Here is a 12,940-nt window from a genome sequence, read left to right as displayed (position 1 = left end):
AGCACTCGATTGCAATTACTTTACCGTATTTGCTGTGCTGTTTCTTAAATCCTTTACTAGTAAGCCTTTCAAGACTTAACGGGAAAAGTCAGGATCAATATAAGTTTTGAGTTCTTCTTGTTCGTAATATTTCTGAAAAGTATTGCGGCGTGTCACAATGCCATCATTGTAAGCAAGTTGGGTTTTGCTGGGAGCGTTAATCAGTATTTGAGCCGCGACAATTAAAACTTTTCCGGTGAGTTCCCAAGCTTGGCGAAGGCTTTGACGGCGTTCTTCTGAATCTTCAATGACGTTGAGGATGTAACCCAAATTGACCACATCGGCGGCGGTGCATGGTACATCGGGATAGTAGTAAGGGTCCCAGCCTGCACTGGTGTAACCTAAATTTTTTACTCGCTGCACATCACCACCGTAGCCGCAACCGTAGTCAAAAAAAGTGGTGTGTTGATGCAGAATTGCCCATTCTATTGCTAATCGGACGGGGCGAGATAAATCAGTGCGAGCGATCGCAGCTCTATGACGCTCGATTTCTAGCGCTTCAGGCATAATATTAGTTGTCAGTTAACAGTGAACAGTTAACACTCAACTAATATCCTTTCAATTTTTAACCGCTAGTTCAATTAAATCTTCAATTTTCTTGATATTTGGATCGCCTGCTAAGTAACCAATACCGCGATGCAAATGCAAGCGAAATTGGGTGGCGAGGGTTTCTTTGTCTGTGGGATAACCATCATTGTGACAGCGTTGCTTGAGGGCGAGGAGGAGAATATCGGACATTTCGCCACCAAAGACGCGCCAAGTCATTTCGACGTTGCTATCCTGGGGAATTGGGACAGGAGAGGGTGCGGTTGATTCTGCGAGGGAACGACAAAACGCCCAACGGCATAGGATATTCCATTGGTCGATTTTGGTGCTGCGTCTAAGTTTGGTAAGTTGGTCTTTGGCTGCTTGAGAAAGACGAATACGTTCTATTGGTGATTCCATAATTTTTAAATTGCGTAGACGCGTAGCGGCTTGTCCTTAGACATCGCTCAATTTTCTAATAATATCTACTACCAAAAATATCCTGCTTGGATAGTTGTTTGGCGGGTAGCGGAGTCATATTTGAGTAGGTATTCACGGGCGATCGCTTCGTTTTCTCGCAGTGTTTCTACTTCTTTCTTTCCAATCTCGGTATCGGTAGATAGCAGAATTACTTGGTGGCTGGCAGATGGAAAGTAACGTTCAACTAAGTTGCTGCGGTGGGAAGAGTCTAGTCTCCCTAGTGGCGTATCGATGGCTACTGGTAGGCGGTGTCCAGAGACTTTGGCTAAACCCCAGAGGAAGGCGATCGCTAGTAGTTGTTTTTCACCAGCCGAGAGGCGATGTTTAGGGACTGGTTTACCATTGAAATCATATAAGGAAAGTCCGAATGTATTGGTATCAATGGCGATGCGATGTACTAAGTCTGATTTATGAAGGAGATAAAGGAAGCAATTTTTAACTTCTTCCTCTAATTTATTGAGCTTTCTCAAAGTTAATTTTTCACGGAAAATCTTGAGTGTGTCTTGAACTTTAGCCGCAGAGGTAATAATATGTTCGTTATTTTTATGTTGAATATTTTCTACTGTATATTCACTTAATTCTTTTTTTGACTTGGCAATAATAGTTTCTAATTCAGCTAAACGGCGGCGAATTGTTTCGTAATTTGCTTTAGCTTCGACAACTTTATTTTGTGCCGTTTCTAGTGCTTGACGCAGCTTTGTATAATCTTCTGGTGCTGCTGCTGTTTGCACTTGTCTGTCCAAAGTGATAATTTCTTCTTCTTTATTTTTGATAATAGCTAATTTTCCTTTGGCATCAAGTTGATAATTTTGCAAGTGATAGATGATATTATCTAGCTGACTTAACGTTTCATCATCAGCTAATAGCCAAGGTGTTTCCATATCAAGAGTTTTTGCATATAAATTATTTATATCTTGGACTAAAAATGATTTAATTTTTTCAACTTTTGTTAGAGCAATTTCTACCTGATTTAGCCAAGAGAGGAAGCGCTGATCTCGCTCAATTAACAAATTTTTGGAAATTTGTATTTGTCGATGACGAAATTCTTTTTCTCCCTGTGCTTGCACCTGACTAAGCAAATTGGGAATTAATGCTAGGGGTAAAACATCAGCCGCCAATTCACACATTAACTGACGGACTTGTTCAACTTCCACAGTTTTCGCTTTCTGTTGTAGTTCTAGTTGACTGCGTTCTGCTGCAATCTTACCACCATCAGAAATGAATTTATCAAAAGCTTCCTGCTGCTTTAGTTCTAATTCTTCTAACTGATTTTTGAGTGATTCTAATTTCTCTCCTGTTGTTTGATAATCTTCTTGCTGTTGGGTTAACCGAGTTTCAATTTCCTCTATGTTTGCTAAATCCTTACTATTACCAACTTCTTTACGTTTGCGGTTGACTAAAATATCCAAATCAACTGCTAAACGATCAGATAATTCTAGCCCTAAAAGTCCCCGAATGGCTTCAATTACAATCTGTGGTGGTGATTCCTGTTCTGCAAGGTTTCTTACTTGTTCACCATCGAAGAGAAATAAATTAGAATTCCTAATGGCAGCAGATTTTCTATATAGTCATCCCAGGTATTCACCAAAGACTCAACAGGCCAAGTATCATCATCGCCTAAAATTCCCAAATAATCTTTACCATCTTTAGGGTTTTTTTCCCAAGTTCTGACAATCCGATATTTTACTGGTTTATCATCTTCGATGTGTTCAAAAACTAATTCAATCCGCGTTTTTTCGGCAGGGTTAGCTTTACTATTAACACATTGGTTCAGAAAATCGTTATAACTCAAATTACCACGGGTAGAACATTGAGCGCGATGACCATAAAGCGCAAGGCGTATAGCATCCATTAGCGTAGTTTTTCCCCCACCATTCATCCCACCTAATAAAATAATTGGGCGCGGATTTTCATCTTTTCTTGGATCAAGATTGATTACTTGTCTTCCAGAGTAAGGGCCAAAGTTTTGTAGTACAAGTTCAAGAAATATCATTGATATTTAAGAATAAAATATATGGCAAATGGAATTCACACGGTATTGTCCGGTTATTTGTGTAGGGTGTGCATTGCCCACCCTACCATATTTTTTACTAGCCGAATTAGAGTCAATTGGTCAAAATATACCTAGTTAAGATACTCATGACTTCTCCAGGGTTGGAACTAGGTAATAAAGGACTCCATTCATTAACTTGAGCAAAACCCAGCTTGTAAAGGGTCAAAATTGTGTTGTTAACACCTGTTTTAGAACCATAAATTACTACTTTTACAAACTCTCTCGTTGGTGTTATTTCTTGAGATTCGTTGGCGGAAACAAGCGGCAAGATGGTTGGAAAGGTATCTGCCAAAAAGCTTTTAGTCATTGGAACTCACATATTTTTCTAGAGATATTTATGTCCCGTATACGGGACATAAATATCTTACACCTTTTGTCGCTTATACGGGACATTTACTTGGTTAAAAGCCTTTGACACAATCAAAAGCATGGGAAAAGCAGGAAAAGCGCTGAAACAGGTATTAGAGACACATGGCATTAGCCAAAATAAGTTAGCAGTGACAATGGGAACTGGACGCTCAAATGTTAATCGCTGGGTAAATGAGATAATGGACCCTGTAGCGGAGGGGGTGCTAGAAATTCGGGATGCACTCAAGAAAATTAATCCAGCCGCAGCAGAAGAGTTTATCAAGCTGTACTTGGGAGATGCTGATAAAGATGAACAGCAAACTTAAAGCTTCGTCTCTCTATTTTTAAATTTTATATTTGTCCAAGTCTTAGCCTCATCAGCAGATTGTGTAGCATTGGTTACGTCAGATTCTTGTGTTGTTACGTCAGCTTGTGCATTCGTGACGACAAAATCTGCTAAAGTTAGCTGCTTGACCTTTTCAATATCACCTTGTTCAACAGCTGTTTTCAAATCCCGTTTCAAATGAGCATTTTTTACCGCTTCATCTTTAGAACGCGAACTAGTAATAAAGCATTTTTCCAATGTGTCGTAGATTCCCACACGACGTGACATTTTACGAAATTGACGTTCTGTATCCAAAAGCTTCGCCATCAGTTCTAGGTGCATCGCGTCATCTGCACAGATTTCTTCTAACACAGCCCATTCATCGCTACCTAATAAGCTAAGGTCAGCGCCAGGACGGGGGTCTTGAAATTCTTCACCAGTTACTTCTTGATAAATACGAGGTAAGCTATCATCAAATTCGTGTTTGTCTTCTAGCCAAATACGGCGAATTTCGCTCATTTCTTCTAAAGTAATTAGGGTGATGTCGCGCATATTTTCTGGCGCTGTACGACGGGTTTTTGTTTGTGCTTCTAATAATCGTCTGAGCCAATGTTCCCGCCAATATTTAGTATAAGGGCCAGGTATTGGTTCAACAGAAATTTCCCCGTTTTTATTGCGTTCAAATAGTTGGACATCTCCCCAAATTCTTCTAAAATCTCTTTTGTCCCAGTCATCTTTAATATCTAATTGATTGCGGATATCTAATAATGGCTGCATCCATTCTTTCTCTTCATCATTTTGGAGCATTGCCTCCATCGATTTATCCTTACTAACGATTGTGCAAACCCAGCAGCCAAATCGAGAATCACCACAGCTAGGAGTAGAAGTATCAACAACTAGTGGACATTCATTATCGGCTGTTGCACCTCGATACATAGTGAATAAGTCTTTATTACTATATCCCCAAGAATTTTGCCACTGATTTAAATAAATCCAAACTTCATCAGTACGCCAATCTTCGATAGGAAGATAAATCAATGAGTTAGGTCGGTTGGGATTAGTATTTATGTGATCACGCACCCGCCATTCTCTATGTTTAGCCATCGTAGCAGCACGTTTAGTACTTTCAGCCTTGCGTGTACCTAAGACAAGAATTACTTCACCACTAGACCTAATAACTGCACGGATAAAGCTGTCAGATGGTTGAATTTTAAGACGTTCAGTACACCATCTAAATCTGTTTCGCGGTGCTGGGTAGCCTTTCCCAATTAAGTTTACCCAAAAAGTATCCTTAATTGCAGGATAAAGCAAATGGGGTTCAATTGGCATTTCTTGCTCTTTAGCAGCAACTTTCATCTGTTCTAAAGAGTTACGTACCCAAACAGAGACCACAGGGTTTTCTACCAGCGTATCAGTTGTAATAACATGGATGGTTTTAGTTCTCTTTTCCTGGGGGAGTGCTACGATCGCATTCCAGATAAGCTGTAAAGTTGCAGTACTATCTTTTCCGCCCGAATAGCCCACCACCCAAGGTATCTCATCTAAACAATACAATTCTTGAATTTCAGTGGTGAGAGCTTGGATGTAGTCCACTAACTCTGCTACAGTACGTGGTTGCTTAACTTGATTTTCTGGTTGTTGTGCTGTAGTCATTTCTCCTTCTCTCTGGAAACACTGGCGTAATATCCGGGCGAATAGAATTCGCGGCTACACAGACAAAACCCACCTCCGTGGGTTGAAGAAAAGTTTTTAAAAACTTTACTAATATCAAGTTTTTTGGATAATTAAACTACATAATACTATTCTGTTTTTAAAATTTAACATGAAAGATAGTGCATCTGACCCAACTGTTGACATCGCTAGAGAGTATCTGGAACGAGAAAACAAGGAAAAACAGGTACTAGCTTTACTCCTGGAGAAGTTTTTAGGGAGAAAAGATCAGATTCCCGTTCAAAAAACCGAGATGGGTGGTACTGAAGCTTATGTTAGCTCTGTTACACTGGAATGGTTCGCAGGTCGGGTTCACTTCGCCTCTGGCTTACCTCTGTTTCAGAAAAAGTATAATCCAGAGACTGATAATGTCGAAATTGACGCGGATAGTATTGATGAAATTCAGCAGCGTCCCCTTGATTGGTCACGTCAAGCACCGCTAGTCCAGTATTTAGCGGCTCGACACAACCACAAGTTTCCGCCGGTACTGGTAGTGATTAATCAACCCTGGGTAGATAATCCCAAAGCTACTGAGTGGAATAACGAAGGACGCGCCATCAAGTCTACGACTGATTTTATACCTCTAGATAAAGATGGTAAGGTAGGTCTGCTAAATATTTCTGAGGATGATGTAACCATTTATGCACTAGATGGTCAACACCGATTAATGGGGGTTCAGGGGTTGATGGAGTTAATTAAAACTCGTAAACTCCAGCGCTATAAAAAAGATAAAGGTGCTGATGACAGTTTTATTACAGTAGATGATTTGATAGAAAAGTACCAAGTAGACCTTGCTTACTTGCAAAATTTACCCAAAGAAAAAATTGGTATTGAATTCATCTGTGCGGTAGCGGCTGGGGAAACTCGTACCCAGGCGAGGCGTAGAGTCAGATCGATTTTTGTTCATGTCAACCTGATGGCTGCACCCTTGACTAAAGGACAACTAACACAGTTGAATGAGGATAATGGTTTTGCGATCATTGCTAGAAAAATTGCAGTTACGCATCCACTATTAGAACAACGACAAGAGCGCAATCCCCGCGTTAATTGGAATAGTGCAACAGTGGCTTCCAATTCTACAGTTTTGACGACATTGCAAGCTCTACAAGATATGTCTGAGCGATATTTGGCTCAAAAGTTCCCTCACTGGAAACCCTTGGAGAAAGGTCTAATTCCCATGCGTCCAGAGGATGAAGAACTTGAGCAAGGAATTGAGGAATTTAGAAAACTGTTTAATTCTTTGGCTAGTCTTTCCAGTTATAAAATTTTAGAACACGAGGATACACCAGCTTTACGGCGCTTCAGCTTTGAGAAAGATGGAGGTGAAGGAAATATGCTTTTCCGTCCAGTTGCTCAAGTTGCATTAGCCCAAGCTTTGGGAATTTTAGTTTTTAAAAAGGGTTTTTCTTTGGAAGATATTTTTAAGAAACTGCGGAAGTTTGACCATAAAGGTGGTTTTAGTGGTATGGAATATCCCCAATCTCTCTGGTATGGGATTTTGTACGACCCAAATAAAAAGCGGGTGCAAGTTGCTGGACGAGATTTGGCGGCGAAGTTATTGGTTTATATTCTGGGTGGAATTCAAGAACAGATGGAACGTGCTGAACTTCGTAAGGCTTTGGCGGATGCTAGGACTGTGGAAAATAAAACAATAGGTTTTGATGGCGAGTTTGTTGAACCTAAGCAAGTAGGACTTCCATCTCTCCTGTAAGGATTGTATATAAAGTGACGTTTCTATAGTTGCATTTAGCCAAAGTATAAGTGTATAATTTTGTGAGTGTCCAGTTGGGCACAAAACATAAGCAAGGCGTTCCGTAGAGCGCAGGAAAAATAAATGGCTACAAAAATAACAGCTCCTTTCTTTGCTACTGCTGCTTGTAAAGCATACAAAGAGGACAAAGAGTCCAGTAGAGTAATTTGGAATCTGACAGTCCCTTTATGCGAAGTGCCTCAAGGTTTGCCTTTAGATCCCAATGCCAGACTAGCCAACGAAAATCGGCGGACTGTAAAGAGTATGTTGACTACTCTGGCACAAAAGCCAGAAGAGTTTATTTTCTACAACAATGGAATTTTAATTGTTGCAGACTCAATACAGGTTAAAGGTCATGGTGCCGGTGGAGGGTTTGATGTTGAGCTTTTACTTGTTAGTTTTGAGGAAGGACAGGAAGACAATTTCATCGGTAATGGTATCGTAAATGGTGGGCACACTTATACTGCTATCACAAAAGCCCGTAGTCATTACGATAAATTAAAATCAAAAGGATCTAAACCAAAACTTAACCAACAAACTGGTAAGGCTGACTACTCAGAGTTGGAAAATGCTAGTGTGCAAATTTTTGTGCTGGTCAACATCAGCCAAGAAGAAATATCAAATATCAGTAGGTATCGTAATACTAGTGAGAGTGTTGAGGAGTTTAGTCTTAAAAACCTAGCTAAAGATTGGGACATCATCGAAGAATACCTTCCTGCTGGATGTAAACCTTATGTTGCTTTCAGAGAGGGCGAAAATAAGCAATTCGATGTGACTGATTTGGTTCGTCGCCTTGCTTGCATTAATAACAAGTTGTATCCCTGGCGAGGTTCAGACGGTTCACCTAAAAATCCTAGTGCAACTTGCTCTGCATACGGAACTCTCATTAAGAATTGGAAAAAGGAAGACTTTAGTGAGATTGTGCCTTTACTTAAAGATGTACTCTATATTGAGGAGTGTCTTCGTGATGAGTATGATCGGCAAAAAGGGCTGAGTAAGTTAAACGGCGTTGAAAAAAAGACTTATCAGTTCATCACAGGTAAGCAATTTAATCACACCCTTCCCATTACTTTCGTATTTCCCATTCTTGCAGCCTTCCGTGTATTTATCAAAGATGGAAAGTGGGAGAGTCCTGTCGAAAAGTTATGGGATGAGATGGGAAACACCCTCTTAAATAACTTGCTAACTGCCTACAGAAATGAGGGGAGGGGAAATCCAGCCGCCTTTGGGCGTTCTGCTTCAACATGGTCTAACCTTCTTTTAGTTCCCATGTTGAAATTAACTGAATAGTTAAACTTATCTGAGCGTTAATAACTATACCCTTATTGGCAGTTAAACTCTTATATGGGTATAGTTTGATATTTATTTCATCTTGATTGAAATATGTTTTCACGATGCCATTGTAGCGCTTCCAGTTCTGGAAAGAGTTGCTCTGTATTTGGTATAAGTGTTGTTTCACCATGAAAATCTTTCATAGATTTAGTATAGGGAGATGCTTCTTCCAAATCATTACTAACTATAATTTTGTATTGTTCATCTACAGTAAACCAACCGCGATCAAATGCCCAATGATGGTTTTTACACAGTGCTATTCCATTATGAATTCTACTATCATAGAATTGTGATAATGGCTTTATATATGCGCCATCAACGATGTTTTTAGTTAGAGATTTACTTACTTTTAACCCACAAAAAGCGCATTTGTAATCATAAATATTTACAATGGCTTTCCTGAAAAAAGCATTTCTAATTACTGCTTTTCTTAACCTCCATCTATGATTAGGATCTAAATTACTAGAATCAATAGCTTTGTCTATTTCTAAGGGTACATCTTCAAATTTTGGTTAATGTTTAAAAAACCTTCTATCGTATTACCTTCAGATGTTAGCCAAGTTGAAACAAGTGCATCAATTAATATTTGCTTAGAAATTTCATTCAAGATGAAATTAAATAGTTCATCATCCAAATGTGCATAGTCAACATCTTCCTTGAGTTTGGAAATTGTTTGCGAACGACCACCATCATATCCAGAACTATACTTGAGATACCAAAATTTACCATTATCATTTTTTAGATGAAAAAAAGGAAGCGCAAAATCACTTCCCTTAAAAGTACTAGAAGCAAGTACTTCCCAATACTTCTTGAAGCTATCAATCAATTTATCTGATATAGTAATACGATTATCTGTGATTAAATCTTGTGTAATTAGGTCAATTATAGATAAAAGTAATATAGGTTTATTAAGAGCATCACCCTTTTTCTGACTTTTATATACCTTAATATTAGAGAAACATTCACAATAATAAACTAAACTTCTCTGATTTACTGGCTGTTGTGCTTTACTCATTGTTTCATATTTTTATAAATCACAAGTATTTTCTCAGTCTGTTTATAATTATTAAGCGTGGATTGATGGTGATTTATGAAAGAAATTTGCTTAAATCAAAATCCTCTTCTTCAGAGTTATCTTGAAACCTTTCAGAACTGAGTATCAATAAAATTCTTTCAGAATAATCTACTGCACCCCGGATTTCTGATTGTAGGATTTCAAGCCCGCCATTGGCATATTCTTCAAAGATATAATTACGTTTTTCATTATTGTTTCCTTCTTGGAGAGATAAAACTTTTATATCTTGAGTTTCAACAATTGCTATTAAATTTATTACCGTATTATATCCCCTGACTATGAACTGTTCTTGGGGTATTGGTGATGGTTCTCTTTTAGAAATCTCTCCCAAAGGCACACGTCTTTTATGCTTTGCACCCAAAGCTGCTGCAAACACAATCACATCAGCAAAAGTCTGAAAAGGACCTGTTCCACCATCTGAAGAAGTTAAATCTTTAACCAACTCAGCCTTATCTTTAGCAACTCTAATTCTGCCAGTTTCAGCCATTGTTTTAATATCTAAATTGTTGCTATTTTAACCAACAGCCAAAAGCGATGCTTACGCACTTACCAAAGTACTATTTTATATTAGTATGCAGGCGATCACTAAACAAACGGCGATACTGAATAAATTTACGACCTCTATCGTAAGCTTCTGTACTAGGAGAGAGAACTTCGACAATTAGACAAGGATACTGAATAAATTTAATCGCTTGTCTGTCCCTTTCATCACAACTCACCACAACATCTGGATAGTGAAATGATCCATTTTCAGATACACCTACTTTTGCATCCGCCATAAAAGCGCGACACGAACCTCCTCGTAAGTGGCTTTTTAACGCCGAAGCCAAATTGAGAACAATAGTAGTATGGGGAATAGTAGCCCCAGTCATGGCGAAGACTTCACCATTGATATATTCGTATTTAATATCTTGGTGTTCTTCCCATTCCAAGTATTCCTGGGGAGTCATATACTTTCCTTCTGCACTCGCAACCATAACTTCATCCTTTAAACATTACGTTCAACCGCGATAATTTCAGTATATTCATACTCGTTCGGACTTTGTTTTACCAAAGGATATCTTTCCCCAGCCAACTCAATATAATCTTGTTCGCAATCCGGCTTAGATGAATAATACGTAAGCACATATTCTCTACCGATTCTGTCTGTCATTTCTGCTTCTACTTCACCCCGCCACTGAGTCTTAGTAACTAAAACTATCAACTGATTCGCTAATTGGGGAATTGTTTTAGCAATATGTCGCCGCGAACTTTCATCTAAACTACCGAAAGGTGAATCCATGACAATTGGGAAAGTGCTACTATCGGGAATCATCATCATTTTACGCTTCTCACTCCATTCCCTTACTTTGTCAATGATGCTGGCAATAAAGGATAAACTGAGAATTTGATTCTCCCCAGTGGATGCTGCAACTGGCGCTTCTATACCTGTGGTATTTTCCACTAATGTCAGTTCATATTTATCGCTAATTCTAGGAATGTATGGAGTCACAGAAATTTCGGTGAATATCTCTTGGACTCGCTTTTCTAGTTGCAGCCTAAATTGTTGCTCTTGACGATTTCTAACTTCTGTTAACCTTTCGATTGCATCTTGAGTGGCGTGAATCCGTCGCTGTGCTAAAGTTTGCTTGTCTTCATTCAGCTTTTGTTTAGCAATTTGCTTGTTTAAACCTTCAATTTCAGTTGTGAGTTGAGCAATTTGCTGCTGATTTGCACCCTGTTCTCGATTCAATTCATCAATTTTACTTTCAATTTCATCTAACCGTTTTTGTAAACTGCTAATTTCTTCATTAGCATCTTTTCGTAACCGTTCTTGAATATTGTCTAAATCGCCTTCAATTTGGGATATGCTTTGCCTTAATTGATTAATTCTAGTTTGTTCTCTATCAACTTCTTCCCAAAATCCTATCGCTTGCTTATCAATTTCATCTACTTGAGCGCTCATCCGAATTGCAGTTTCTTCTACCGCCGAAGAACCTGCTCTATTTAACCAGGTACTCACATGAGTATGAGAATGATTACCCTCATGTAATTCTGCACCACAAATACAGCGTTGAGAATTGAGTAAATCATTGACAAATTCCCGCGAAATTCCTGATGTTAACTCGCCTCGCTGCTTCAAATCATTGATAATTCCTTGGAACTGTGCTGTAGTTTCTGACAGTAAAACGGTATAACCCCGCGCAGAAATAACTTTTTTTAGCGCTTCCTTAGTTTTTTTATATTCTTCTTGGTTCGCCGCTTTCTGAGATTCTAAATTCTGCCATCTTTCTTGCAATTCCTTAGCAGCACTCAGTTCTCGCAAACGGTTACTTGTCTCTTTTTTAAAAGTTTGTTGATATTCTAACTCTTCTTTAATTTCAGTTTGCCGTTTTGTAATGTGTTCACGCTCTCGCTCTATTTTTTCTTGCTGTCGTAACAGTTGCTTAGTTTCGGAATCACCAATGACTTTTAACTCATTTTCTAGAGTTTTTTTAGCATCTCCCAAATGTCTGATGGAACGATTAATTACCTCCACACCCAAGAAAATTTTTGTAGCTTCGGCAATTTCAGCTTTTTTGTCAGAACGGACTATTTCTTCAATTCGTTCACCGTCAAAGAAAAAATATTGATGTAAAGTAGCGGGTAAAATTTGATTAATTATATCATCTGGTTGCTGAATTGGTATATTCCATTTACCATCATCCGCACCAACCCACATGGTTAATTGAGTTTTGCTAGCGTCAAAGTCACTTTCGTTTTTGTAACCCCGACAGGTGCGTTTAACTCGATAGCGTTTACCTTCATGTTCCCAGCCAATTTCTACCCAACATTCTACAGCTTGAGCTTTTTGAGTTTCGGCGATCGCCCGCTTATTTACCAACTGCTCTATCGATGCAAACGCTGCACTAAATTTATCATATAATACCCACGTAAAGGCATTTAGTAAACTAGTTTTGCCAGAGCCATTATTGCCATGAATAATTGTCGTGTTGTGAACATCTCCACCAGCCAGGATCATCTCTGGTGTCATACCATAAAAGGAGCGAAAGTTGCATAGCTTGATTGAAGTCAGCTTCATCGCACCTCTTCCTTAATAATGTCCAAAATATTATCATTTATATGGCTGTTAATCTTCTTATCTAGCCTGCCTTTTTCCAGCTTCCATACCCGCTCAATAATTTGCCGTACTTCCGGTGGAGCGCTGGTTATTGGCTCCTGTACATCGTCGATATTCGCCTCTTGTGACATATTGAGTTTTGAAATATACTTTTTCTATATTTTAACTTTCTCTAGTGCTTGAATCGCCTCAGTAAAGCCACT

Annotated in this window: 11 protein-coding genes and 3 pseudogenes; 3 read left to right on the top strand and 11 right to left on the bottom strand. The window is 38.9% G+C overall.

Going from position 1 to position 12,940, the window contains the following annotated elements; genetic code table 11:
* Positions 1-93 precede the first annotated feature (93 nt).
* From V7K21_RS19430 to V7K21_RS19415, 4 genes and pseudogenes are all read right to left on the bottom strand, one after another.
* Positions 94-546 (bottom strand): annotated as a pseudogene (locus V7K21_RS19430) (DNA phosphorothioation-associated putative methyltransferase); the annotation flags it as partial.
* 51 nt (positions 547-597) lie between these two features.
* Positions 598-984 carry a DNA sulfur modification protein DndE gene (gene dndE / locus V7K21_RS19425; protein WP_335176892.1) on the bottom strand — a complete coding sequence of 129 codons (387 nt, stop codon included), beginning with the start codon at positions 982-984 and terminating at the stop codon, positions 598-600.
* A gap of 68 nt (positions 985-1,052) precedes the next feature.
* Positions 1,053-3,037: pseudogene (dndD, locus tag V7K21_RS19420) on the bottom strand (DNA sulfur modification protein DndD).
* Positions 3,038-3,149: 112 nt separating this feature from the next.
* Positions 3,150-3,404, bottom strand: a complete 255-nt coding sequence (locus V7K21_RS19415) for a hypothetical protein (protein ID WP_335176891.1) — start codon at positions 3,402-3,404, stop codon at positions 3,150-3,152.
* A 121-nt stretch (positions 3,405-3,525) separates the two neighbouring features.
* Here V7K21_RS19415 and V7K21_RS19410 point away from each other — a divergent pair, with 121 nt between their 5' ends.
* Complete coding sequence (locus tag V7K21_RS19410; protein ID WP_335176890.1) at positions 3,526-3,771, top strand: helix-turn-helix domain-containing protein; 246 nt, start codon at positions 3,526-3,528, stop codon at positions 3,769-3,771.
* Here the strand turns inward: V7K21_RS19410 and dndC are convergent.
* Positions 3,768-5,423, bottom strand: a complete 1,656-nt coding sequence (gene dndC / locus V7K21_RS19405; protein WP_335176889.1) for a DNA phosphorothioation system sulfurtransferase DndC — start codon at positions 5,421-5,423, stop codon at positions 3,768-3,770. The two genes, V7K21_RS19410 and dndC, sit on opposite strands and share 4 nt — an antisense overlap.
* Positions 5,424-5,592: 169 nt before the next feature.
* On the opposite strand from dndC, the gene V7K21_RS19400 reads away from it, so the two are divergent.
* The gene (locus tag V7K21_RS19400) at positions 5,593-7,191 is read left to right on the top strand and encodes a DGQHR domain-containing protein (protein ID WP_335176888.1); all 1,599 of its coding nucleotides are present in this window, start codon (positions 5,593-5,595) and stop codon (positions 7,189-7,191) included.
* 123 nt (positions 7,192-7,314) lie between these two features.
* Positions 7,315-8,520 carry an AIPR family protein gene (locus V7K21_RS19395; RefSeq protein ID WP_335176887.1) on the top strand — a complete coding sequence of 402 codons (1,206 nt, stop codon included), beginning with the start codon at positions 7,315-7,317 and terminating at the stop codon, positions 8,518-8,520.
* Positions 8,521-8,597: 77 nt separating this feature from the next.
* On the opposite strand, the gene V7K21_RS19390 is transcribed toward V7K21_RS19395, so the two are convergent.
* The 6 genes and pseudogenes from V7K21_RS19390 to V7K21_RS19365 all read right to left on the bottom strand — a co-directional run bounded on the left by V7K21_RS19390 (position 8,598) and on the right by V7K21_RS19365 (position 12,868).
* Positions 8,598-8,885 carry an HNH endonuclease gene (locus tag V7K21_RS19390; RefSeq protein WP_335176894.1) on the bottom strand — a complete coding sequence of 96 codons (288 nt, stop codon included), beginning with the start codon at positions 8,883-8,885 and terminating at the stop codon, positions 8,598-8,600.
* Between the two features lie 164 nt (positions 8,886-9,049).
* Positions 9,050-9,577, bottom strand: a complete 528-nt coding sequence (locus V7K21_RS19385) for a hypothetical protein (RefSeq protein WP_335176886.1) — start codon at positions 9,575-9,577, stop codon at positions 9,050-9,052.
* Positions 9,578-9,650: 73 nt separating this feature from the next.
* The gene (locus V7K21_RS19380) at positions 9,651-10,124 is read right to left on the bottom strand and encodes a DNA phosphorothioation-associated protein 4 (protein ID WP_335176885.1); all 474 of its coding nucleotides are present in this window, start codon (positions 10,122-10,124) and stop codon (positions 9,651-9,653) included.
* 103 nt (positions 10,125-10,227) lie between these two features.
* Positions 10,228-10,614, bottom strand: a pseudogene (locus V7K21_RS19375) (Uma2 family endonuclease); the annotation flags it as partial.
* An 11-nt stretch (positions 10,615-10,625) separates the two neighbouring features.
* A complete protein-coding gene (locus V7K21_RS19370; RefSeq protein WP_335176884.1) occupies positions 10,626-12,698 on the bottom strand; it encodes an AAA family ATPase in 2,073 nt (690 codons plus the stop codon).
* Positions 12,695-12,868 carry a hypothetical protein gene (locus V7K21_RS19365; protein ID WP_180277607.1) on the bottom strand — a complete coding sequence of 58 codons (174 nt, stop codon included), beginning with the start codon at positions 12,866-12,868 and terminating at the stop codon, positions 12,695-12,697. The genes V7K21_RS19370 and V7K21_RS19365 overlap by 4 nt, the downstream gene beginning before the upstream one ends.
* Positions 12,869-12,940 lie beyond the last annotated feature (72 nt).

Origin of the sequence: Nostoc sp., from assembly GCF_036919595.1 — a bacterium.
Taxonomy (GTDB): Bacteria; Cyanobacteriota; Cyanobacteriia; order Cyanobacteriales; family Nostocaceae; genus Nostoc.
Note: the sequence above shows the minus strand (reverse complement) of the source record. Positions and strands in the feature narration are given on the sequence as shown.

Excerpts from the sequence above, each read along its gene's own strand:
- dndE (WP_335176892.1), bottom strand. The coding sequence starts at position 984 with ATGGAATCACCAATAGAACGTATTCGTCTTTCTCAAGCAGCCAAAGAC.
- V7K21_RS19415 (WP_335176891.1), bottom strand. The coding sequence starts at position 3,404 with ATGACTAAAAGCTTTTTGGCAGATACCTTTCCAACCATCTTGCCGCTT.
- V7K21_RS19410 (WP_335176890.1), top strand. The coding sequence starts at position 3,526 with ATGGGAAAAGCAGGAAAAGCGCTGAAACAGGTATTAGAGACACATGGC.
- dndC (WP_335176889.1), bottom strand. The coding sequence starts at position 5,423 with ATGACTACAGCACAACAACCAGAAAATCAAGTTAAGCAACCACGTACT.
- V7K21_RS19400 (WP_335176888.1), top strand. The coding sequence starts at position 5,593 with ATGAAAGATAGTGCATCTGACCCAACTGTTGACATCGCTAGAGAGTAT.
- V7K21_RS19395 (WP_335176887.1), top strand. The coding sequence starts at position 7,315 with ATGGCTACAAAAATAACAGCTCCTTTCTTTGCTACTGCTGCTTGTAAA.
- V7K21_RS19385 (WP_335176886.1), bottom strand. The coding sequence starts at position 9,577 with ATGAGTAAAGCACAACAGCCAGTAAATCAGAGAAGTTTAGTTTATTAT.
- V7K21_RS19380 (WP_335176885.1), bottom strand. The coding sequence starts at position 10,124 with ATGGCTGAAACTGGCAGAATTAGAGTTGCTAAAGATAAGGCTGAGTTG.
- V7K21_RS19370 (WP_335176884.1), bottom strand. The coding sequence starts at position 12,698 with ATGAAGCTGACTTCAATCAAGCTATGCAACTTTCGCTCCTTTTATGGT.
- V7K21_RS19365 (WP_180277607.1), bottom strand. The coding sequence starts at position 12,868 with ATGTCACAAGAGGCGAATATCGACGATGTACAGGAGCCAATAACCAGC.